The sequence below is a fragment of the Streptomyces angustmyceticus genome, from assembly GCF_019933235.1.
Lineage (GTDB): Bacteria > Actinomycetota > Actinomycetes > Streptomycetales > Streptomycetaceae > Streptomyces > Streptomyces angustmyceticus.
In genome coordinates this window covers 6,280,570-6,302,169 of sequence record NZ_CP082945.1, presented here as the reverse complement: position 1 = coordinate 6,302,169, position 21,600 = coordinate 6,280,570, and the positions used below count along the sequence as shown (strand labels likewise).

General features: G+C 67.7%; 16 protein-coding genes, 3 rRNA genes and 1 pseudogene. 7 read left to right on the top strand and 13 right to left on the bottom strand.

The window, feature by feature from the left end:
- Positions 1-38: 38 nt before the first annotated feature.
- The 3 genes from K7396_RS28120 to K7396_RS28110 are packed head-to-tail and all read left to right on the top strand — an operon-like array spanning position 39 to position 3,738.
- Positions 39-1,358, top strand: coding sequence for a lysine N(6)-hydroxylase/L-ornithine N(5)-oxygenase family protein (locus K7396_RS28120; protein WP_107421239.1), 1,320 nt, complete (start codon positions 39-41; stop codon positions 1,356-1,358).
- The gene (locus K7396_RS28115) at positions 1,355-1,924 is read left to right on the top strand and encodes a GNAT family N-acetyltransferase (protein WP_086720605.1); all 570 of its coding nucleotides are present in this window, start codon (positions 1,355-1,357) and stop codon (positions 1,922-1,924) included. The genes K7396_RS28120 and K7396_RS28115 overlap by 4 nt, the downstream gene beginning before the upstream one ends.
- Positions 1,921-3,738, top strand: a complete 1,818-nt coding sequence (locus tag K7396_RS28110) for an IucA/IucC family protein (protein ID WP_152105018.1) — start codon at positions 1,921-1,923, stop codon at positions 3,736-3,738. The genes K7396_RS28115 and K7396_RS28110 overlap by 4 nt, the downstream gene beginning before the upstream one ends.
- Positions 3,739-3,847: 109 nt before the next feature.
- Here K7396_RS28110 and K7396_RS28105 read toward each other — a convergent pair whose 3' ends face one another.
- The 6 genes and pseudogenes from K7396_RS28105 to K7396_RS28080 all read right to left on the bottom strand — a co-directional run bounded on the left by K7396_RS28105 (position 3,848) and on the right by K7396_RS28080 (position 12,464).
- Entirely contained in the window at positions 3,848-4,612 is a 765-nt protein-coding gene (locus K7396_RS28105; RefSeq protein WP_218039134.1) for a tetratricopeptide repeat protein, read from the bottom strand.
- Positions 4,613-4,894: 282 nt separating this feature from the next.
- Positions 4,895-5,671 (bottom strand): annotated as a pseudogene (locus K7396_RS28100) (hypothetical protein); the annotation flags it as partial.
- A 337-nt stretch (positions 5,672-6,008) separates the two neighbouring features.
- Positions 6,009-6,125: ribosomal RNA gene (gene rrf / locus K7396_RS28095) — 5S ribosomal RNA — on the bottom strand.
- A 116-nt stretch (positions 6,126-6,241) separates the two neighbouring features.
- A 23S ribosomal RNA gene (locus K7396_RS28090) occupies positions 6,242-9,361 on the bottom strand.
- A gap of 305 nt (positions 9,362-9,666) precedes the next feature.
- Positions 9,667-11,195, bottom strand: a 16S ribosomal RNA gene (locus tag K7396_RS28085).
- The 16S, 23S and 5S rRNA genes sit together here, the layout of an rRNA operon.
- 618 nt (positions 11,196-11,813) lie before the next feature.
- A complete protein-coding gene (locus K7396_RS28080) occupies positions 11,814-12,464 on the bottom strand; it encodes a DNA-3-methyladenine glycosylase (protein ID WP_086718239.1) in 651 nt (216 codons plus the stop codon).
- Between the two features lie 170 nt (positions 12,465-12,634).
- On the opposite strand from K7396_RS28080, the gene K7396_RS28075 reads away from it, so the two are divergent.
- The 3 genes from K7396_RS28075 (at position 12,635) to K7396_RS28065 (ending at position 14,893) form a co-directional block, all read left to right on the top strand.
- Positions 12,635-13,417 carry a sporulation protein gene (locus K7396_RS28075; protein WP_086718238.1) on the top strand — a complete coding sequence of 261 codons (783 nt, stop codon included), beginning with the start codon at positions 12,635-12,637 and terminating at the stop codon, positions 13,415-13,417.
- A 42-nt stretch (positions 13,418-13,459) separates the two neighbouring features.
- Positions 13,460-13,999, top strand: coding sequence for a YbhB/YbcL family Raf kinase inhibitor-like protein (locus K7396_RS28070; protein ID WP_086718237.1), 540 nt, complete (start codon positions 13,460-13,462; stop codon positions 13,997-13,999).
- Between the two features lie 390 nt (positions 14,000-14,389).
- Positions 14,390-14,893 (top strand): HNH endonuclease, encoded by a 504-nt coding sequence (locus K7396_RS28065; RefSeq protein WP_086718236.1) that lies wholly within the window; start codon positions 14,390-14,392, stop codon positions 14,891-14,893.
- Positions 14,894-14,926: 33 nt separating this feature from the next.
- Here the strand turns inward: K7396_RS28065 and K7396_RS28060 are convergent, their stop codons facing one another.
- From K7396_RS28060 to K7396_RS28045, 4 genes are all read right to left on the bottom strand, one after another.
- Complete coding sequence (locus K7396_RS28060; RefSeq protein ID WP_086718235.1) at positions 14,927-15,694, bottom strand: sulfite exporter TauE/SafE family protein; 768 nt, start codon at positions 15,692-15,694, stop codon at positions 14,927-14,929.
- Between the two features lie 83 nt (positions 15,695-15,777).
- Entirely contained in the window at positions 15,778-16,716 is a 939-nt protein-coding gene (locus K7396_RS28055) for an SPFH domain-containing protein (RefSeq protein WP_086718234.1), read from the bottom strand.
- A 102-nt stretch (positions 16,717-16,818) separates the two neighbouring features.
- Complete coding sequence (locus tag K7396_RS28050; protein WP_086718233.1) at positions 16,819-17,232, bottom strand: NfeD family protein; 414 nt, start codon at positions 17,230-17,232, stop codon at positions 16,819-16,821.
- Positions 17,233-17,305: 73 nt separating this feature from the next.
- Entirely contained in the window at positions 17,306-18,118 is an 813-nt protein-coding gene (locus K7396_RS28045; protein ID WP_086718232.1) for an ABC transporter ATP-binding protein, read from the bottom strand.
- Between the two features lie 90 nt (positions 18,119-18,208).
- Here K7396_RS28045 and K7396_RS28040 point away from each other — a divergent pair, with 90 nt between their 5' ends.
- Positions 18,209-19,024: a hypothetical protein gene (locus K7396_RS28040; protein WP_086718231.1), complete on the top strand. Its 816-nt coding sequence runs from the start codon at positions 18,209-18,211 to the stop codon at positions 19,022-19,024.
- Between the two features lie 231 nt (positions 19,025-19,255).
- On the opposite strand, the gene K7396_RS28035 is transcribed toward K7396_RS28040, so the two are convergent.
- From K7396_RS28035 to K7396_RS28025, 3 genes are all read right to left on the bottom strand, one after another.
- Positions 19,256-19,498 carry a chaplin gene (locus K7396_RS28035; RefSeq protein ID WP_086718230.1) on the bottom strand — a complete coding sequence of 81 codons (243 nt, stop codon included), beginning with the start codon at positions 19,496-19,498 and terminating at the stop codon, positions 19,256-19,258.
- A 188-nt stretch (positions 19,499-19,686) separates the two neighbouring features.
- Positions 19,687-20,316 carry a response regulator gene (locus tag K7396_RS28030; RefSeq protein WP_086718240.1) on the bottom strand — a complete coding sequence of 210 codons (630 nt, stop codon included), beginning with the start codon at positions 20,314-20,316 and terminating at the stop codon, positions 19,687-19,689.
- Positions 20,317-20,401: 85 nt separating this feature from the next.
- Complete coding sequence (locus tag K7396_RS28025) at positions 20,402-21,559, bottom strand: GAF domain-containing sensor histidine kinase (RefSeq protein ID WP_086718229.1); 1,158 nt, start codon at positions 21,557-21,559, stop codon at positions 20,402-20,404.
- Between the last annotated feature and the right edge of the window lie 41 nt (positions 21,560-21,600).

Below are 21,600 nucleotides of genomic sequence, written 5' to 3'. Positions count from 1 at the left end.
CCGCCTCTCCACCGCAGACCTCCCCCATCGGAGACCTCGTGTCCGCCCCTTATGACTTCATCGCCATCGGCCTCGGCCCGTTCAACCTGGGCCTGGCCTGTCTGACCGAACCGGTCGACGGGCTCGACGGCCTGTTCCTGGACGACAAGCCGTCCTTCGACTGGCACCCCGGCATGATGCTGGACAGCAGCCACCTCCAGGTGCCGTTCCTGGCCGACCTGGTCACCCTCGCGGACCCCACCTCGCCCTTCTCGTTCCTGAACTACCTCAAGGAATCGGGACGGCTGTACCCCTTCTACATCCGCGAGAACTTCTATCCGCTGCGTGCCGAGTTCAACGACTACTGCCGCTGGGCGGCCGGCAAACTCGACAGCGTCCGCTTCGCCCACCGCGTCACCCTCGTCGAGTACGACGGCGCCGCGGAGCTCTACGTCGTCCACGCCGAGCACCTCCCCACCGGCGAGCGCACCACCCACCGCGCCCGCAAACTCGTCCTGGGCACCGGCACCCCGCCCTACGTCCCCGACGCCTGCCGGGGCCTGGGCGGCGACCTGCTGCACAACGCCGACTACCTGGCGGCCAAGCCCGCCCTCCAGGCCAAGGAGAGCATCACCCTCATCGGCAGCGGCCAGAGCGCCGCCGAGATCTACCACGACCTCCTCCAGGACATCGACAGCCACGGCTACCACCTGACCTGGGCCACCCGCTCCCCGCGCTTCTTCCCCCTCGAATACACCAAGCTCACCCTGGAGATGACCTCACCGGAGTACGTGGACTACTTCCACGCCCTCCCGCAGGCCACCCGCGACCGGCTCAACGCCTCGCACAAGAACCTCTACAAGGGCATCGACTCCGAGCTGATCAACGACATCTTCGACCTGCTCTACCAGAAGAACCTGGCAGGCCCGGTCCCCACCCGTCTGCTCACCAACACCGCCCTGCACCACGCCGGTTACGACGAGGACAACGGCACCTACACCCTCGGCCTGCGCCAGGAGGAACAGGGCGCCGACTTCACGCTCGACACCCAGGGCCTGATCCTCGCCACCGGCTACCGCTACCGCGTACCGGACTTCCTCGCCCCCGTCCACGACCGTATCGCCTGGGACGACGCCGGCCGCTACGACGTCGCACGCAACTACAGCATCGACACCACCGGCCACGGCATCTACGTGCAGAACGCCGAGCTGCACACCCACGGCTTCGTCACCCCCGACCTCGGCATGGCCGCGTACCGCAACGCCTGCATCATCCGCGAGCTGCTCGGCCGCGAGTACTACCCGGTCGAAAAGGCCATCGCCTTCCAGGAATTCGCCGCCCCGGCCGGCCCGCACCACCCCGTGGAGATCCCCGCATGAGGCCCACGCTGTTCACCCGTACCGACCCCGCGCTCGGTGAGTTCGCCCTGCGCCCGGTGGACCCGCCCGCCGACGCCGCGCTGCTGCACCGCTGGGTCACCGACCCCAAAGCCGTCTTCTGGCTGATGCAGGACTGCGACCTCGCCGCCGTCGAGAAGGAGTTCGCGCGCATCGCCGCCGACCCCTTCCACGACGCCTTCCTCGGCCTGCACCACGGCACCCCCGCCTTCCTCATGGAGCGCTACGACCCCGCCCACCGCGAACTGGTCGGCGTCCACGCCGCCGAGCCCGGTGACGTCGGCATGCACTTCCTGGCGGCCCCCACCGACACCCCCGTGCACGGCTTCACCCTCGCCGTGCTCACCACCGTCATGGAGATGCTCTTCGCCGACCCGGGCACCCGCCGGGTCGTGGTCGAACCCGACGCCCGCAACACCGCCGTCCACGCCCTCAACAAGGCCGTCGGCTTCGAGGTCCTGCGGACCGTCTCCCTCCCCTCCAAAGACGCCTGCCTCAGCACCTGCACCCGCGACCAGTTCCTGGCCACCCGAGGAGAGAACCGATGACCGCCCCCTCCGACGGCACCCCGCACCTCCCCGCCCGGGACGCCGTCGCCCACCTCACCCCCGCCCACTGGTCCCGCGCCAACCGCCTGCTGATCCGCAAGGGCCTGGCCGAGTTCTCCCATGAGCGGCTGCTCGCCCCCCAGCGCCTCCCGCAGGACGGCCACTACGTCGTCCACAGCGACGACGGCGCCACCGCCTACCGCTTCGCCGCCCGCAGACAGGCCCTGGACCACTGGCAGGTCGACGCCGACAGCATCACCCGCCACCGAGACGAGCGCGAACTCCCCCTGGACGCACTGGACTTCTTCCTCGAACTGCGCGGCGCCCTGGGCCTCGGCGACGAGATCCTGCCGGTCTACCTGGAGGAGATCAGCTCCACCCTCTCCGGCACCGCCTACAAACTCGCCGCCGACCGGCCCACCGCCGCCGAACTCGCCAAGTCCGGCTTCCAGGCCATCGAGACCGGCATGACCGAGGGCCACCCCTGCTTCGTCGCCAACAACGGCCGCCTCGGCTTCGGCGTCCACGAGTACCACGCCTACGCCCCGGAGACCGCGAGCCCCCTGCGGCTCCTCTGGCTCGCCGCCCACCGCGACCACACCACCTTCACCGCCGGCGCCGGCCTCGACTACGACACCCTCGTCCGCGACGAACTCGACGACGCCACCCGCACCCGCTTCGCCGCCACCCTCACCGGCCTCGGCCTCGACCCCGGCGACTACTTCCTCTTCCCCACCCACCCCTGGCAGTGGTGGAACAAGCTCTCCGTCACCTTCGCCGCCGAGATCGCCGAACAGCGGCTGGTGTGCCTGGGCCCCGGCGACGACGACTACCTCGCCCAGCAGTCCATCCGCACCTTCTTCAACACCAGCCACCCCGACAAGCACTACGTGAAGACGGCCCTCTCCGTCCTCAACATGGGCTTCATGCGCGGCCTCTCCGCGTCGTACATGAAGGCCACCCCGGCCATCAACGACTGGCTGGCCCGCCTGATCTCCGCCGACGACACCTTCCGGGCCGCCCGCTTCTCGATCATCCGCGAGCGTGCCGCCCTCGGCTACCACCACCGCCCGTACGAGTCCGCCACCACCAAGGACTCCCCGTACCGCAAGATGCTCGCCGCCCTGTGGCGCGAGAGCCCCGTCCCCACCCTCGAACCGGGCCAGCGCCTGGCCACCATGGCCTCCCTCCTCCATGTCGACCGGGACGGCGGCTCGTTCGCCGCAGCGCTGATCGAGGAGTCCGGCCTGGAGCCCGCCGTCTGGCTCCGCCGCTACCTGGACGCGTACCTCACCCCCGTCCTGCACGCCTTCTACGCCTACGACCTGGTCTTCATGCCGCACGGCGAGAACGCCATCCTGGTCGTCGAGGACGGCGCCGTGGCCCGGGTCGTCTTCAAGGACATCGCCGAGGAGATCGCCGTCATGGACCCGCACGCGGTCCTGCCCCCCGCCGTCGAACGCATCCGCGCCGACGTCCCCGAGGACAAGAAACTGCTCTCCGTCTTCACCGACGTCTTCGACTGCTTCTTCCGCTTCCTCAGCGCCACCCTCGCCGACCTGGGCATCCTCGACGAGGACGCCTTCTGGCGCACGGTCGCCTCCTGTGTCCTCGACTACCAGGCGTCCGCTCCCCACCTCGCCGACAAGTTCCGCCAGTACGACCTGTTCACCGACGAGTTCGCCCTCTCCTGCCTCAACCGCCTCCAACTGCGCAACAACCAGCAGATGGTGGACCTCCAGGACCCCGCGGGCGCCCTCCAGCTCAGCGGCACCCTCCGCAACCCCCTCGCCCCGTACGCACCGACCACCTGATCCACCCCGCAAACGCAAGAAGGGCGGGCCCCTCGCGGGGTCCCGCCCTTCTCTCCGTCCGCGTCCGCCTCAGCGCACCTGCCGCCTCAGCTCACGACGACCGCCCGGCTCAGTCCTGCGCCGGCCCCTCGTCGTCCCGCGCGCCCTCGCTGTCGTCGGAGCTGCCGTCGGACTCGCCCTCGCTCTCGTCGGACTCCTCCAGCGCGTCGGTGAACTCCACCCCGTCCAGCGCCGCGAGCCGGTCCGAGGCATCCGTCGTGCCGCCCTGGTCGGCCTCCAGCGCCCTGGCGAACCAGTCGCGCGCGTCCTCCTCGCGACCGACCTCCAGCAGCGCGTCCGCGTACGCGTACCGCAGCCGCGCCGTCCACGGGTGCACCGCGCTCGACGCCAGCTCCGGGCTCTGCAGCGTCACCACCGCGGCGTCCGCCTGCCCCATGTCCCGCCGGGCACCGGCCGCGACCAGCCGCATCTCGACCTGTCCGGCCTTGTCGAGCTTGTGCACCTCGGGCTCGCCGGCCATGGCCAGCGCCTTCTCCGGCCGCCCGAGACCGCGCTCGCAGTCCGCCATGACGGGCCACAGCTCCACGCTGCCGGTCATCCGCCGCGCCGCCCGGAACTCCGCCAGCGCCTCGCTGTACTTGCCGACCGCGTACGCCGCGAAGCCCGCGGCCTCCCGCACCGCCGCCACCCTGGACGCCAGCCGCAGCGCCACCCGCGAATACCCGTACGCCTTCTCCGGGTCCTCGTCCAGCAGCTTCGCCACCATCACCAGGTTCTTGGCGACGTCTTCGGCGAGCGTCTTCGGCAGGCTCAGCAGCTCCTGCCGCACATCCTTGTCGATCTCGTCACCGGTGACGTCCTCCGGAATCGGCAGCCGCTTGATCGGCTCCCGGTCCCCCCGCCGGTCATCGCGCCGGTCGTCCCGACGGTCGTCCCGCCCACGCCCCGCGCCATACGGCCGCCGCCCGCGCTCATCGTCCCGCCGGAACCCACCACGGTCATCCCGCCGCGGCCCCCGGTCATCCCTACGGAACCCACCGCGCTCGCCCCCACGGTCATCCCGCCGGAAGCCCCCACGATCGTCCCGCCGGTCGCCACCACGGAACCCACCACGGTCTCCGCCCCGGTCATCACGGCGGTCGTCGCGCCGGAAGCCACCGCGGTCGCCACCCGACGGACGATCGTCACGACGGAACCCGCCACGGTCACCACCGCGGTCGTCGCGCCGGTCGTCCCTGCGGAAGCCACCACGGTCGCCACCCCGGTCATCACGACGGTCGTCCCGCCGGTCGTCCCGCCGGTCGTCACGCCGGAAGCCGCCCCGGTCGCCACCCGACGGACGGTCATCACGACGGAACCCACCACGGTCGTCACGCCGGTCACCACCGCGGAACCCGCCACGGTCACCACCGGACGGACGGTCATCACGACGGAAACCACCACGCTCACCACCGGACGGACGATCGTCCCGCCGGTCGTCACGGCGGAAGCCGCCCCGGTCGCCACCCGAGGGACGGTCATCACGACGGAAACCACCACGGTCATCACGCCGGTCACCACCGCGGAACCCGCCACGGTCACCACCGGACGGACGATCGTCACGACGGAACCCACCGCGATCTCCACCGCGGTCGTCACGGCGGTCATCACGACGGTCGTCACGGCGGAAGCCGCCCCGGTCGCCACCCGAGGGACGGTCATCACGACGGAACCCACCACGGTCATCGCGCCGGTCACCACCGCGGAACCCGCCCCGGTCACCACCGGACGGACGATCGTCACGACGGAACCCGCCACGGTCGCCACCGGACGGACGGTCATCACGACGGAACCCGCCACGGTCGCCACCGGACGGACGGTCATCACGACGGAACCCACCCCGGTCACCACCGCGATCGTCCCGTCGGTCGTCACGGCGGAAGCCGCCACGGTCGCCGCCCGAGGGACGGTCATCACGACGGAACCCGCCGCGGTCCCCGCCGCGGTTGTCCCGTCCCGCGTAGCCGCCACCGCCGGCCGGGCGACCGCCACGGTCGTTGTCCCGACGCGGCCCCCGGTCGTCACGCCGGAAACCACCGCGGTCGCCGTCGTCGCGCCGCTGCGGCCGGCGCTCCGAACGATCGTCGGAAGAGTTGGTGGACATCGACGTGACTCCTGTCTTCGGTACTGCATTCATTCTCACGCACCGATGTGTCCGGCGCGCTTCGGCATAAAACAAAAAGGACCCTTGGTCCCAGCGTGAACGCTGGGACCAAGGGTCCTGAAAGATTGTTCGGCGGCGTCCTACTCTCCCACAGGGTCCCCCCTGCAGTACCATCGGCGCTGAAAGGCTTAGCTTCCGGGTTCGGAATGTAACCGGGCGTTTCCCTAACGCTATGACCACCGAAACCCTATCGGGTTCGAGCGAACAAGCACACTCTTCAGTTAAATGAAGTGAAACTTGGTTCAACCAGCGATTGCGACTGTTCGCAACCCGGGAACCACACAGTGGACGCGAGCAACTGAGGACAAGCCCTCGGCCTATTAGTACCAGTCAACTCCACCCGTTACCGGGCTTCCATATCTGGCCTATCAACCCAGTCGTCTACTGGGAGCCTTAACCCCTCAAGGGGGTGGGAGCCCTCATCTCGAAGCAGGCTTCCCGCTTAGATGCTTTCAGCGGTTATCCTTTCCGAACGTAGCCAACCAGCCATGCCCTTGGCAGGACAACTGGCACACCAGAGGTTCGTCCGTCCCGGTCCTCTCGTACTAGGGACAGCCCTTCTCAAGACTCCTACGCGCACAGCGGATAGGGACCGAACTGTCTCACGACGTTCTAAACCCAGCTCGCGTACCGCTTTAATGGGCGAACAGCCCAACCCTTGGGACCGACTCCAGCCCCAGGATGCGACGAGCCGACATCGAGGTGCCAAACCATCCCGTCGATATGGACTCTTGGGGAAGATCAGCCTGTTATCCCCGGGGTACCTTTTATCCGTTGAGCGACGGCGCTTCCACAAGCCACCGCCGGATCACTAGTCCCTACTTTCGTACCTGCTCGACCCGTCAGTCTCACAGTCAAGCTCCCTTGTGCACTTACACTCAACACCTGATTGCCAACCAGGCTGAGGGAACCTTTGGGCGCCTCCGTTACCCTTTAGGAGGCAACCGCCCCAGTTAAACTACCCACCAGACACTGTCCCTGATCCGGATCACGGACCCAGGTTAGACATCCAGCACGACCAGAGTGGTATTTCAACAATGACTCCACAACCACTGGCGTGATTGCTTCAAAGTCTCCCACCTATCCTACACAAGCCGAACCGAACACCAATATCAAGCTATAGTAAAGGTCCCGGGGTCTTTCCGTCCTGCTGCGCGAAACGAGCATCTTTACTCGTAATGCAATTTCACCGGGCCTATGGTTGAGACAGTCGAGAAGTCGTTACGCCATTCGTGCAGGTCGGAACTTACCCGACAAGGAATTTCGCTACCTTAGGATGGTTATAGTTACCACCGCCGTTTACTGGCGCTTAAGTTCTCAGCTTCGCCGACCCGAAGGTCGACTAACCGGTCCCCTTAACGTTCCAGCACCGGGCAGGCGTCAGTCCGTATACATCGCCTTACGGCTTCGCACGGACCTGTGTTTTTAGTAAACAGTCGCTTCTCGCTGGTCTCTGCGGCCACCACCAGCTCAGAGTGCAAGACTCATCACCAGCAATGGCCCCCCTTCTCCCGAAGTTACGGGGGCATTTTGCCGAGTTCCTTAACCATAGTTCACCCGAACGCCTCGGTATTCTCTACCTGACCACCTGAGTCGGTTTAGGGTACGGGCCGCCATGAAACTCGCTAGAGGCTTTTCTCGACAGCATAGGATCATCCACTTCACCACAATCGGCTCGGCATCAGGTCTCAGGCTTCAAGCTGTCCGGATTTGCCTAGACAGCGCCCTACACCCTTACCCCGGGACAACCACCGCCCGGGCTGGACTACCTTCCTGCGTCACCCCATCGCTTACCTACTACCACCTTGGATCGGCGGCTCCACCACGTCCCTTCGTCCGAAGACTCCAGGCCGGCTTCACGGCCTTAGCATTAATGGATTCGATATTGGGCGTTTCAAAGCGGGTACCGGAATATCAACCGGTTGTCCATCGACTACGCCTGTCGGCCTCGCCTTAGGTCCCGACTTACCCTGGGCAGATCAGCTTGACCCAGGAACCCTTAGTCAATCGGCGCACACGTTTCCCACGTGTGTATCGCTACTCATGCCTGCATTCTCACTCGTGAACCGTCCACAACTCGTTTCCACGGCTGCTTCACCCGGCACACGACGCTCCCCTACCCAACACAGCCTCCGTTAGGAGTATTACTGCATTGACACGACTTCGGCGGTGTGCTTGAGCCCCGCTACATTGTCGGCGCGGAATCACTTGACCAGTGAGCTATTACGCACTCTTTCAAGGGTGGCTGCTTCTAAGCCAACCTCCTGGTTGTCTCTGCGACTCCACATCCTTTCCCACTTAGCACACGCTTAGGGGCCTTAGTCGATGCTCTGGGCTGTTTCCCTCTCGACCATGGAGCTTATCCCCCACAGTCTCACTGCCGCGCTCTCACTTACCGGCATTCGGAGTTTGGCTAAGGTCAGTAACCCGGTAGGGCCCATCGCCTATCCAGTGCTCTACCTCCGGCAAGAAACACACGACGCTGCACCTAAATGCATTTCGGGGAGAACCAGCTATCACGGAGTTTGATTGGCCTTTCACCCCTAACCACAGGTCATCCCCCAGGTTTTCAACCCTGGTGGGTTCGGTCCTCCACGAAGTCTTACCTCCGCTTCAACCTGCCCATGGCTAGATCACTCCGCTTCGGGTCTTGGGCACGCTACTCAACGCCCTCTTCGGACTCGCTTTCGCTACGGCTTCCCCACACGGGTTAACCTCGCAACATACCGCAAACTCGCAGGCTCATTCTTCAAAAGGCACGCAGTCACGACACAAGGACAAGTCCTTGTGCGACGCTCCCACGGCTTGTAGGCACACGGTTTCAGGTACTATTTCACTCCGCTCCCGCGGTACTTTTCACCATTCCCTCACGGTACTATCCGCTATCGGTCACCAGGGAATATTTAGGCTTAACGGGTGGTCCCGCCAGATTCACACGGGATTTCTCGGGCCCCGTGCTACTTGGGTGTCTCTTAAACGAGCCGTTGATGTTTCAGCTACGGGGGTCTTACCCTCTACGCCGGACCTTTCGCATGTCCTTCGCCTACACCAACGGTTTCTGACTCGTCCCACAGCCGGCAGACTGCAGAAAAGAGATCCCACAACCCCAGCCACGCAACCCCTGCCGGGTATCACACGTAACTGGTTTGGCCTCATCCGGTTTCGCTCGCCACTACTCCCGGAATCACGGTTGTTTTCTCTTCCTGCGGGTACTGAGATGTTTCACTTCCCCGCGTTCCCTCCACACTGCCTATGTGTTCAGCAGCGGGTGACAGCCCATGACGACTGCCGGGTTTCCCCATTCGGACACCCCCGGATCAAAGCTCGGTTGACAGCTCCCCGGGGCCTATCGCGGCCTCCCACGTCCTTCATCGGTTCCTGGTGCCAAGGCATCCACCGTGCGCCCTTAAAAACTTGGCCACAGATGCTCGCGTCCACTGTGCAGTTCTCAAGCAACGACCAGCCACCCACCACCCCAACCCGAAGGCTGAGTTCACTGGGGCCGGCATCGCGAAGGTCCAGACTCAACAGTCCGTACCCTCAGATACCCAACAACGTGCCCGGCCCACTCGACCTCCCGGATGCGTTCCACGCCGAAGCAGTACTAACTTCCAGAGAATCAAGTGTGCCGAATAGTCAACGTTCCACCCATGAGCTATCCACCGTCGGACGTTTGCCGACGTAGTGGCTCTGGACAACCTTGCGGCCGTCTAGATGCTCCTTAGAAAGGAGGTGATCCAGCCGCACCTTCCGGTACGGCTACCTTGTTACGACTTCGTCCCAATCGCCAGTCCCACCTTCGACGATTCCCTCCCACAAGGGGTTGGGCCACCGGCTTCGGGTGTTACCGACTTTCGTGACGTGACGGGCGGTGTGTACAAGGCCCGGGAACGTATTCACCGCAGCAATGCTGATCTGCGATTACTAGCAACTCCGACTTCATGGGGTCGAGTTGCAGACCCCAATCCGAACTGAGACCGGCTTTTTGAGATTCGCTCCACCTCGCGGTATCGCAGCTCATTGTACCGGCCATTGTAGCACGTGTGCAGCCCAAGACATAAGGGGCATGATGACTTGACGTCGTCCCCACCTTCCTCCGAGTTGACCCCGGCAGTCTCCTGTGAGTCCCCATCACCCCGAAGGGCATGCTGGCAACACAGAACAAGGGTTGCGCTCGTTGCGGGACTTAACCCAACATCTCACGACACGAGCTGACGACAGCCATGCACCACCTGTACACCGACCACAAGGGGGACCCTGTCTCCAGGGTTTTCCGGTGTATGTCAAGCCTTGGTAAGGTTCTTCGCGTTGCGTCGAATTAAGCCACATGCTCCGCTGCTTGTGCGGGCCCCCGTCAATTCCTTTGAGTTTTAGCCTTGCGGCCGTACTCCCCAGGCGGGGAACTTAATGCGTTAGCTGCGGCACGGACGACGTGGAATGTCGCCCACACCTAGTTCCCAACGTTTACGGCGTGGACTACCAGGGTATCTAATCCTGTTCGCTCCCCACGCTTTCGCTCCTCAGCGTCAGTATCGGCCCAGAGATCCGCCTTCGCCACCGGTGTTCCTCCTGATATCTGCGCATTTCACCGCTACACCAGGAATTCCGATCTCCCCTACCGAACTCTAGCCTGCCCGTATCGAATGCAGACCCGGGGTTAAGCCCCGGGCTTTCACATCCGACGTGACAAGCCGCCTACGAGCTCTTTACGCCCAATAATTCCGGACAACGCTTGCGCCCTACGTATTACCGCGGCTGCTGGCACGTAGTTAGCCGGCGCTTCTTCTGCAGGTACCGTCACTCTCGCTTCTTCCCTGCTGAAAGAGGTTTACAACCCGAAGGCCGTCATCCCTCACGCGGCGTCGCTGCATCAGGCTTTCGCCCATTGTGCAATATTCCCCACTGCTGCCTCCCGTAGGAGTCTGGGCCGTGTCTCAGTCCCAGTGTGGCCGGTCGCCCTCTCAGGCCGGCTACCCGTCGTCGCCTTGGTAGGCCATCACCCCACCAACAAGCTGATAGGCCGCGGGCTCATCCTTCACCGCCGGAGCTTTCCACCACCAGACCATGCGGTCGGAGGTCGTATCCGGTATTAGACCCCGTTTCCAGGGCTTGTCCCAGAGTGAAGGGCAGATTGCCCACGTGTTACTCACCCGTTCGCCACTAATCCCCTCCCGAAGGAGGTTCATCGTTCGACTTGCATGTGTTAAGCACGCCGCCAGCGTTCGTCCTGAGCCAGGATCAAACTCTCCGTGAATGTTTACCCGTAATCGGGTCAACACACACGAGAGCGGAACAACCAGACGGAATAGGTCCGGTCGTTCACAGCGTCCTCGCTGTGTGTGCCACCCCGACCCATGGGGCCGTGGTGGGCTTTTCAAAGGAACCTCATCCACCGAAGTGGACGGGGTATCAACATATCTGGCGTTGACTTTTGGCACGCTGTTGAGTTCTCAAGGAACGGACGCTTCCTTTGTGCCTGTTTCACCAGGCTCTCCGGGCGCTTCCCTTCGATCTTGCGTTTCCGACTCTATCAGATCCTCGCGGTCCTGATTTTCGCCGGCGCGTTTCCGCCTTTCGGCTTCTTCGCGTTTCCGACTCTATCAGATCCGGCTTCTTTCGATTCCGGTTCCGATTTCCGTCGGAGGGTCGCCTCGGAGCAGTTATTCACTGCTGCCCTTTCGGCGTGGTCACTACTTTAACGGCTTTCCCTGGCGACTCATAATCGAGGCGGCTGGATCGAATTTCGGCAACGCGAAATAGGACCCGTGAGGGTGCCGATCGGAGTAGTTGGTTGTGCCGCCTGGCGGTCTGCGCAGATAGCGCTGCCCGTCTCCAGCGGCTCGGGCTACGTTAGGCGGTCGGCCATGCAGAGTCAAGTAGTGCTGGTGGTGCGGCGTCGGGGGGTGTGGGGGCGGTAGGGGCTGACGGTCGGGTCGTCGGCGATCCAGTAGCGCCAGGGGTGGTCGGCGCCGTCACCGCCGACACCCGTGCGCGGGCCGTTGCGGACGAGTTCGCGGGCGGGCGGCCGGCCGTGCAGGACCGAGAGGGGGGCCGTGCCGCCGGTGCACAGGTCGGTGCCGTCGAGGGTGCGGTCGATGTCGAGGGCGGTCGCCAGGCGGGCCGGGCCCTTCGCCAGTTCGTTGGCGCTGCGGGCCTTGGGGCGGCGGGCGGCTGCCAGGGGCGCGCCGGTGAGGATCTCGCCGGCGCGCAGGAGGACACCGCTCGCCTTGTCCTCGGGACCGCAGACCGCGTTGAGGCTGAACCACATCCCGTAGATGAAGTAGACGTACGCGCGGCCGGGCGGGCCGAACATGGTGGCGTTGCGCGCGGTGCGGCCGCGGTAGGCGTGGGAGCCGGGGTCGGTGTCGCCGTCGTACGCCTCGACCTCGGTGAGGCGGAGCTCGATCGGGCCGTCGGGGGTGTTGCGGCGGAGGATGCGGCCGAGCAGGTCGGGGGCCACGTCGACCACGGGGCGGTCGAAGAAGTCGTGGGTGAGCGGCATACGTTCCGGTACGTCGGTCATGCGGACCGAGAGTAGTGGAGCCGGTCGGGAGGGCGGCTGGCCATGGGGGCGCCGGGGTTGGGAAAGTGAGGGCCGTGGAACCGGGTCGTACGGTTTCGCGTTCGTAGGGATCAGGCCGAGACCTCGGCGCGCATGACACAGCACAGGCGTTCCGCCTGGGGAGGACGAGCATGGGATTCAAGAAGCTGCTGGCGAGCCTGGGCGCCGGGGGTGCGTCGGTGGAGACGGTGCTCTTCGAGGAGAACGTCGTCCCGGGTGGGGTCGTACAGGGCGAGGTGCGGATCCAGGGCGGGTCCGTGGCCCAGGACATCCAGGGGCTGTCCGTCGGGCTGCAGGCGCGCGTCGAGGTCGAGAGCGGCGACGAGGAGTACAAGCGGAACATCGAGTTCACCAAGGTGCAGCTGGGCGGTGCCTTCGCGGTGCAGCCCGGTGCGGCGCACACCGTGCCGTTCGGGCTGGAGATCCCGTGGGAGACGCCGATCACCACGTTCCTGGGGACGCATCTGCACGGGATGAACGTCGGCGTGACGACGGAGCTGGCGATCGCCCGTGCGGTGGACTCCGGTGACCTCGACCCGGTGAACGTGCACCCGCTGCCGGCGCAGCAGGCGATCCTGGACGCGTTCGGGCGGCTCGGGTTCCGGTTCAAGGCGGCCGACCTGGAGCAGGGGCACATCCGGGGGACGCGCCAGCGGCTGCCCTTCTACCAGGAGATCGAGTTCTACGCGCCGCAGCAGTACCGCGGGCTGAACCAGGTGGAGCTGTCGTTCGTGGCGGACGACCGGGAGATGGACGTCGTCCTGGAGATGGACAAGAAGCCGGGGCTGTTCAGCGAGGGGTCGGACACCTACCGGTCGTTCACGGTCGGGCTGCACGACTTCGAGGGGACCGACTGGGCGGCCTACCTCAACCAGTGGCTGGCGGAGGTCGGCGGCAAGCGGAACTGGCTCTAACCTGGGCGGACAGGTGTCAGCAAGCGACCAGGAGGTGTTGCAGTGTCCGAGCTGAAGCGGCGGCCGCTCCCGCACGATTTCCATCCGCCGGTGCCGGAGTTCACGGTGCTGAGCGACGAGGTGGAGCCGGGCGGGACGCTGCGGCCGGAGCAGGTCTACGCCGAGGGGAACCGTTCGCCGCAGCTGCGGTGGGAGGGCGCTCCCGCGGGGACGAAGAGCTACGCCGTCACCTGCTACGACCCGGACGCGCCGACGGGCAGCGGCTTTTGGCACTGGTCGCTGTTCGACATCCCGGCGTCGGTGACGGAGCTGCCGGCCGGTGCCGGGTCCGGGGAGATGAAGGGGCTGCCCGAGGGCGCCGTGCATGTCCGTAACGACTACGGGACGCGGGACTTCGGGGGCGCGGCGCCGCCGCCCGGGGACGGTCCGCACCGCTATGTCTTCACGGTCTACGCGGTGGACCAGGAGAAGCTCGGTCCGGATGCCGGGGCCTCGCCCGCGGTGGTGGGCTTCAACCTGCGTTTCCACACGCTCGGGCGGGCTCAGCTGATCGCCGAGTACGAGATTCCCGCGGCGGGCTGAGCGCCGTAATTCCGTTGCGCCCCGGCGCTTCCCGCACGCAAAGTGGTACCCGTGCCGCCGCCCTTCATCAGGGCGTCGGGCAGCTGGTACCGCAGTGGCGGGAGCGGCGGGGCGCAGGTGTGTCGCCGGCCGCTTGTCGGAGCCCGCATGTGCCGGGTGTCCTCGCCGGCTGCCGTTCGCTCCGGGTCTCGCGTAATTCACGGGGGTGGGACCCGGGGCGCACGCTTTTCCGGCGCCGTGCGGCGCTGAGGGAGCACCTCCTTTTCATCTGCCGATCGCCCTCCATTTCCCTTGTGGCATGCGGAAATTGCGTTGTTCGGGGAATACCTGCCGCTGCACAGTGGAGCAACTTCGCCACGGGGGCGGAGCGGGTCCGGGAGGGTGGACGGGATGCGCGAGACGCTGGTGCTCAATGCGAGCTTCGAGCCGCTGTCGACGGTGTCGCTGCGGCGGGCGGTGGTGCTGGTGATGCAGGACAAGGCCGTCGTCGAGCACGCTCACCCGGGGCTGCGGATCCGTGCCGCTTCGGTGGATCTGCCGGTGCCGCAGGTGATCAGACTGAGCAGATACGTCCGGGTGCCGTTCCGACAACGGGCGCCCTGGTCGCGGCGGGGAGTGCTGGTGCGTGACCAGCACCGGTGCGCGTACTGCGGGCGGCGGGCGACGACCGTGGACCATGTCGTGCCGCGGTCGCACGGCGGTGGGGACACCTGGCTGAATACCGTCGCCTCATGCGCGGAGGACAACCACCGCAAGGCGGACCGTACGCCCGAGCAGGCGGGGATGGCGCTGCTGCGGCGGCCGTTCGAGCCGACGCCGGCGGACGCGCTGCTGTCGACGCTGGGGGTGTCGGTGCGGGACGCGCTGCCGGAGTGGCTGGCGCTGCCGGCGTAGCGCGCGCCGCGGGAATCCGTCGTCCGGCTCCCCCTACTTCAGGAGGAGTTGGACGATGGCCAGCAGGCCGACGAGGACGATGATGCCGCGCAGGGCGGTGGGCGGCAGCCGTCGGCCGACCTTCGCACCGAGCTGCCCGCCGAGGGTGGAGCCGACGGCGATCAGGGCGACGGCGGTCCAGTCGAAGTGGGCGACGAAGAGGAAGAAGACCGCCGCCACGCCGTTGACGATCGCGGCGAGGACGTTCTTGAGGGCGTTGAGGCGCTGGAGGTCCTCGGTGAGCAGGACGCCCATCAGCGACAGGTAGATCACCCCCTGCGCGGCGCCGAAGTAGCCGCCGTAGACGCTGGCCAGCATCAGGCCGAGGAGCAGGGCCGGGCCGCCGTCGCGGTGGGCGGTGGTGCCGTTGCGCTCGCGCCGGGCGCGGATCCGCGCGGCGAGCCTGGGCTGCACGACGACGAGGACGAGCGCGACGGCGATCAGCGCCGGGACGATGGTGTCGAAGGCCGTGGAGGGCAGTGCCAGCAGCAGGATGGCGCCGCCGAGGCCGCCGATGAGGGCGGAGGCGGAGAAGCGCAGGATCCGGCGGCGCTGGCCCGCGAGTTCGCGGCGGTAGCCGATGGCGCCGCTGATCGAACCGGGCACCAGACCGAGGGTGTTGGACACGTTCGCGGTGACCGGCGGCAGGCCGAAGGCGAGCAGCACCGGGAAGGTGATCAGGGTGCCGGAGCCGACGACGGTGTTGATCGTACCGGCGCCGATTCCGGCGGCGAGGACTGCGACTGCTTCCCCGATGGACAAAGGTCCTCTCCTCACATGGTCAGGGTCGCCTCCCCGCCATGAAGGTCGAGGGGCCACCGCTGATCATGCACGAGGCCGGGCGGTCAGTCGATGGGCGGTGCTTCCCGGTTGGGGGAGCTGGGCTTGGGGATGGAGCCGCCGCCGGTCGGCGGGGTGAAGTTGCCGATGGCGCCGCCGAGGCCCTTGAGGGCGTCGCCGATCTCGCTGGGCACGATCCAGAGCTTGTTGGCGTCGCCCTCGGCGATCTTCGGGAGCATCTGGAGGTACTGGTAGGAGAGCAGCTTCTGGTCCGGGTCGCCGGCGTGGATGGACTCGAAGACCACCCGGATCGCCTGGGCCTCGCCCTCGGCGCGCAGGGCCGCGGCCTTGGCCTCGCCCTCGGCGCGCAGGATCGAGGACTGCTTCTCGCCCTCGGCGGTGAGGATCTGGGACTGACGGACACCTTCGGCCTGGAGGATGGCGGCGCGCTTGTCGCGGTCGGCGCGCATCTGCTTCTCCATCGAGTCCTGGATGGAGGTCGGCGGCTCGATGGCCTTGAGCTCGACGCGGTTGACGCGGATGCCCCACTTGCCGGTGGCCTCGTCGAGGACGCCGCGCAGCGCCGCGTTGATCTCCTCACGGGAGGTCAGGGTCCGCTCCAGGTCCATGCCGCCGATGATGTTGCGGAGCGTGGTGACCGTGAGCTGCTCGATGGCCTGGATGTAGCTGGCGACCTCGTAGGTCGCGGCGCGGGCGTCGGTCACCTGGTAGTAGATGACGGTGTCGATGTTCACGACCAGGTTGTCCTGGGTGATCACCGGCTGCGGCGGGAACGGCACGACCTGTTCGCGCAGGTCGATGCGGTTGCGGATGGAGTCGATGAACGGGACGACGATGTTCAGGCCCGCGTTGAGGGTGCGGGTGTAGCGGCCGAAGCGTTCGACGATGGCGGCGCTGGCCTGTGGGATGACCTGGATCGTTTTGATGAGTGCGATGAACACGAGCACCACCAGGATGATCAGGACGATGATGATCGGTTCCACAAGCGGCTCCCGTGCCCTTCGTTGCTGGTCCGCGCCGGCCGGTGACCGGCTTGCCGTTGATCAGTCTTTCAGAGACGTGGCTCGTCGCGCAGCGTGTTCGGGTCAGATGACGACGGCGGTGGCGCCTTCGATCTCGACGACGTCGACCTGCTGGCCCGGCTCGTAGACCTGATTGCCGTCGAGGGAGCGGGCGGACCAGATCTCACCCGCGAGTTTGATGCGGCCGCCGACCCCGCCGTCGACCCGCTCCAGGACCGTGGCGCTCCGGCCCTTGAGCGCGTCGATGCCGGAGGCGAGTGGGGGGCTCTGGCCGCGGTGGCGGTTGGCGAGGGGGCGTACGACGGCGATCAGCGCCACCGACACGGCGACGAACACGAGGAATTGCGGGACGGTGCCGCCACCGAGGCCCGCGGTGACGGCACCGGCGACGGCGCCGACCGCGAGCATCCCGAATTCGGGCATCGCGGTCACGACGAGAGGAATGCCCAGTCCTACGGCGGCGATCAGCCACCACACCCATGGATCCACCGCTTCATGGTAGATCCGTGCGGCGGCCCGGGACAGGGCGCGATCGGCCAGGCGCGGGCGCTCAGGTCAGGGGCAGGCCCTGGGCGGTCCAGCGGTCGTTGCCGTTGCGCTCGACGATCAGCGGGAGGCCGAAGCAGTGGGAGAGATTGCTGGAGGTGAGTTCGAGCTCCAGGGGGCCGGCGGCCAGCACCTTGCCCTGACGGATCATCAGGACGTGGGTGAAGCCCGGGGCGATCTCCTCGACGTGGTGGGTGACCATGATCATCGAGGGTGCGTACGGGTCGCGGGCGAGGCGGCCGAGACGGCGGACCAGGTCCTCACGGCCGCCGAGGTCGAGGCCGGCGGCCGGCTCGTCCAGCAGCAGCAGCTCGGGGTCGGTCATCATGGCGCGGGCGATCAGGGTGCGCTTGCGCTCGCCCTCGGAGAGGGTGCCGAACTTCCGGTCGAGGTAGTCGTTCATCCCGAGGCGGTCGAGGAAGGCGCGGGCGCGCTGCTCGTCGATGTCCTCGTAGCTCTCCTGCCAGCTGGCCGTCATGCCGTACGCGGCGGTGAGCACGGTCTGCAGGACGGTCTGGCTGCGGGGCAGCTTGTCGGCCAGCGCGATGCCGGCCATGCCGATGCGCGGGCGCAGGTCGAAGACGTCGACCTTGCCGAGCTGCTCGCCGAGGATCGACACGTCGCCGGCGGTCGGGAAGAGGTAGCTGGAGGCGACATTCAGCAGGGTGGTCTTGCCGGCGCCGTTGGGGCCGAGGATCACCCAGCGCTCCCCCTCCTTCACCGACCAGGAGACCTGGTCCACCAGAGCCCGTCCTTCGCGGACCACGGATACGTCCACCAGCTCCAGCACATCGCTCATGAGCGCGTTGTCTCCCATTGCTTCTCGGTCGTCGCGTACACCTGTAGGCGCAGCCCCCCTGCAAACCTACGCCACTCGTTGTCAGTGCTCTTCCCTAGGCTGGGGGGCATGCTCGATGAACCACGTTCAGGACGGCTGGCGGCATGGGGAAATGCCCTTTTGGCCGGACTTGTCTCACCTGATGAAGCCGCGCACCGGATCGCGGACGACGACGCGGTGCACCGCGTGGCGGGCCTGCCCGGGGAGGAGGTGCCGGTCGGGCTGACGCTCGCGCTGGGGCGGCTGCGGACGCTGGGGGCGACGGGCCTGCGGGTGGCCCTGCCGGTGTCCGGGCATCCGCTGGGGCTGTGCGGGCCGCCGGAGTTCAACGCGCGGGCGCTGGAGGCCGGGGAGGCGGTGCTCGCCTCGGGGGCCGGGCTGGGACTGGTCCCGGAGACGTACGAGGCCGGGCCCGAGGGCGGTATTGGTCCCGATGTGCATGTGGAGGTGGTCTGGCACTGCCTGCCGGTGCGGGAGGCGCCGCCGGCCGATGTGCCGTCACTGGGCGAGGCCGAGCGGGAGCTGGCGGAGGCGCTGCGGGAGGCGACCGAGCTGCTCTCGAAGCTGGACGTGGCCGGGTCCGGGCCGGTGGCGCAGGCCGCGCTGGAGGCGTACCGGGCGCGGGCGGAGGCCGGCCGGCAGGTGCTGGCGCCCGGATATCCGCCGCGGGCGGTGCGGGTGCTGGAGCTGGCGCAGCGCGTCGGCGCGCTCATCGGCATCGCGCAAGGCGCCGGCGGGGACGGCAGGGAGCACGGCGCGGCGGTGAGTTCGTCCGAGATCGCGGCCCGCGCCGAGGCGCTGCGGCCGGTGGAGCGGACGGCCCGGCGGGCGCAGGTGGCGGCGTACAACTCCGCGGTGGAGGAGAGGGAGCGGCACCGCGGGTAGAACGAAAGCGGCCCCGCCGGACCATTGTGTGGTCGGCGGGGCCGGTGCCGGCCGGGCCGGACGCCTCTGGGCAGGCGAAGCCGTGCGGCCCGGACGGACGACCTCAGGTGTCCGAGGTGGCGTTGCCGAAGGCGGGGTTGAGCGCGCCGGAGGGGGACGGGGCCGGGCGGCCCGACCCGCGCGGACCATGGCGTCGCGCGGGTCAGGCGGTGGCCTGCGGGCCGTCTGTGATCAGACGTTGGCGCAGGGGTTGCCGAAGGTGGGGTTGAGCGCGCCGATGACGGTGGCGGTGACGCCGCAGGCGTTCACGGGAACGTGCACCGGGACCTGGACGACGTTGCCGGAGACGATGCCGGGGGAGTTCACCGCACCGCCCTGCGCCTGCGGGGAGTGGGCGGAGGCGATGCCGGCGCCCGCGAGGGCGAGACCGCTCGCCATCATCGTGACGGCCGCTGCGCGCTTGATGTTCTTCACTTCTGACTCCTCGTTGCCGTTGCCGTGGCCAGCCGCCACGACTGCACTGGACAACGCCCCGGGCAGGGAAGGGATACGCCGAACGGGCTACGGCTACACGACAGTATGAATCTCGGATCTGAAGACGACATTCCGCTTGTGCGGACGGTAGAGGAGCGCCGTCGTCCCCGGCGCTCCTCCACCGGCGTTCAGGCCCCGATGCCGTGCCGTACGGCCCACAGCGCGGCCTGTGTGCGGTCGGCGAGGTCGAGCTTCATGAGGATGTTGGAGACATGGGTCTTGACCGTCTTCTCCGACAGCACCAGCGCGCGGGCGATCTCGCGGTTGGAGCGGCCGTCCGCGATCAGGGCCAGCACCTCGCGCTCCCGGTCGGTGAGGGAAGTGCCGCGCCCCTGGGTGCCGTTGTTCTCCTCCTGCGTGAGCAGGGCACCGGCCACTTCGGGCTGCAGGAGGACATGGCCCGCGTGGACGGAGCGGATGGCGCCGGCCAGCGCGTCCGGGTCGATGTCCTTGTACACGTAACCGGCCGCGCCCGCGCGCAGCGCCGGGACGACCGTGCGCTGTTCGGTGAAGCTGGTGACCACCAGCACCCGGGCGGGGTTGTCGAGTTCGCGCAGCGCGCGGAGCGCCTCGATGCCGTCCATGCCGGGCATCTTGACGTCCATCAGGACGACGTCGGGGCGCAGCTCCTCGGCGGCGGCGATGCCCTCGGCGCCGTCGGACGCCTCCCCCACCACCTCGATGTCGTCCTGGACCTCCAGGAACGTCCGCAGCCCGCGGCGCACCACCTGGTGGTCGTCGACGAGCAGCACGCGGATCGCCTGCCCGCCGCCCGCGCCGCGGTGCCCCGGACCCGTGCCGGCCTCGCGCGGGGGCGTCCCCGTCGCGCCGTCCCTGTCCCTGTCAGCCACCGGGCACCTCCATCTCGACAGCGGTGCCCTTGCCGGGCTCCGATTCCACGGTGAGCTTGCCGCCGACGCCGCTCGCGCGGTCGCGCATCGAGACCAGGCCGAGATGGCGGCCGGCCCGGCGGACCGCGCCGGGGTCGAAGCCGCAGCCGTCGTCGGAGATCCGCAGCAGCGCGCCCTGGCCGCTGCGGGCGAGGGTCACCTCGACCAGCTCGGCGCCGGAGTGCCGCAGGGCGTTGTGCAGCGCCTCCTGGGCGACCCGCAGCAGCGCCTCCTCCTGGGCGGCGGGCAGCGCCCGGACGCTGTGGGCGGCGAAGGTGACCCGCGCCGAGTGGGCCCGGTCCAGGACCTGGGCCTGGGAGCGCAGGGTGGCGATCAGGCCGTCCTCGTCCAGGGCGGCGGGCCGCAGTTCGACGACGGCGGCCCGCAGTTCGTCGGCGGCCTCCGCGGCCAGTGCGGCGACCTGGTGCAGTTCGTCCTTGGCGCGCGCCGGGTCGCGGTCGACGAGGGCGGTGGCGGCCTGGGCGGTGAGGCGGAGCGAGAAGAGCTTCTGGGCGACCGCGTCGTGCAGCTCGTGGGCGAGGCGGGCGCGCTCCCCGGCGATGGTCAGTTCGCGGCTGCGCTCGTAGAGGCGGGCGTTGGTCAGGGCGATGGCGGCGTGCTGGGCGAGTATCCCGAGCAGCCGCTCGTCCTCCTCGGTGAAGCCGCAGCCCTCCCCGTGGGAGGCAGGGGCCTGGGGGCGGCGCTTGTTGGCCAGGAAGAGCGCGCCGAGGATCTCGTCGCCGTCGGCGACCGGCAGGCCGAGGAAGTCGGACATGTCGGGGTGGGCGGCCGGCCAGCCGCCGAAGCGGGGGTCCTCGCGGACGTCGGCGAGCCGCTCCGGCGTGGCGTTGTGCAGCATCGCGGCGAGGATGCCGTGCTGGCGGGGCAGCGGGCCGATGGCCTTCCACTGCTCGGCGCTGACGCCGTCCACCACGAACTGGGCGAAGCCGCCGTGGTCGTCGGGCACCCCCAGCGCCGCGTATTCGGCGTCCAGCAGCTCGCGGGCCGAGGCGACGATCGTCTTGAGGACGTCGCGCACCTCCAGATGCCTGCTCATCGCCAGGATCGCGGTGCTCACCGCGGGGATCCCGGCTCCCGGTCCGTTGGTCATGGCCTCACCGTACCGGCGGGGCGACCAGGGCGTATCGGTCC

Coding starts and splice junctions, on each gene's coding strand:
- K7396_RS28065 (WP_086718236.1), top strand. CDS start 14,390: ATGCGCGAGACGCTGGTGCTCAATGCGAGCTTCGAGCCGCTGTCGACG.
- K7396_RS28025 (WP_086718229.1), bottom strand. CDS start 21,559: ATGACCAACGGACCGGGAGCCGGGATCCCCGCGGTGAGCACCGCGATC.
- K7396_RS28040 (WP_086718231.1), top strand. CDS start 18,209: ATGCTCGATGAACCACGTTCAGGACGGCTGGCGGCATGGGGAAATGCC.
- K7396_RS28115 (WP_086720605.1), top strand. CDS start 1,355: ATGAGGCCCACGCTGTTCACCCGTACCGACCCCGCGCTCGGTGAGTTC.
- K7396_RS28110 (WP_152105018.1), top strand. CDS start 1,921: ATGACCGCCCCCTCCGACGGCACCCCGCACCTCCCCGCCCGGGACGCC.
- K7396_RS28045 (WP_086718232.1), bottom strand. CDS start 18,118: ATGGGAGACAACGCGCTCATGAGCGATGTGCTGGAGCTGGTGGACGTA.
- K7396_RS28080 (WP_086718239.1), bottom strand. CDS start 12,464: ATGACCGACGTACCGGAACGTATGCCGCTCACCCACGACTTCTTCGAC.
- K7396_RS28075 (WP_086718238.1), top strand. CDS start 12,635: ATGGGATTCAAGAAGCTGCTGGCGAGCCTGGGCGCCGGGGGTGCGTCG.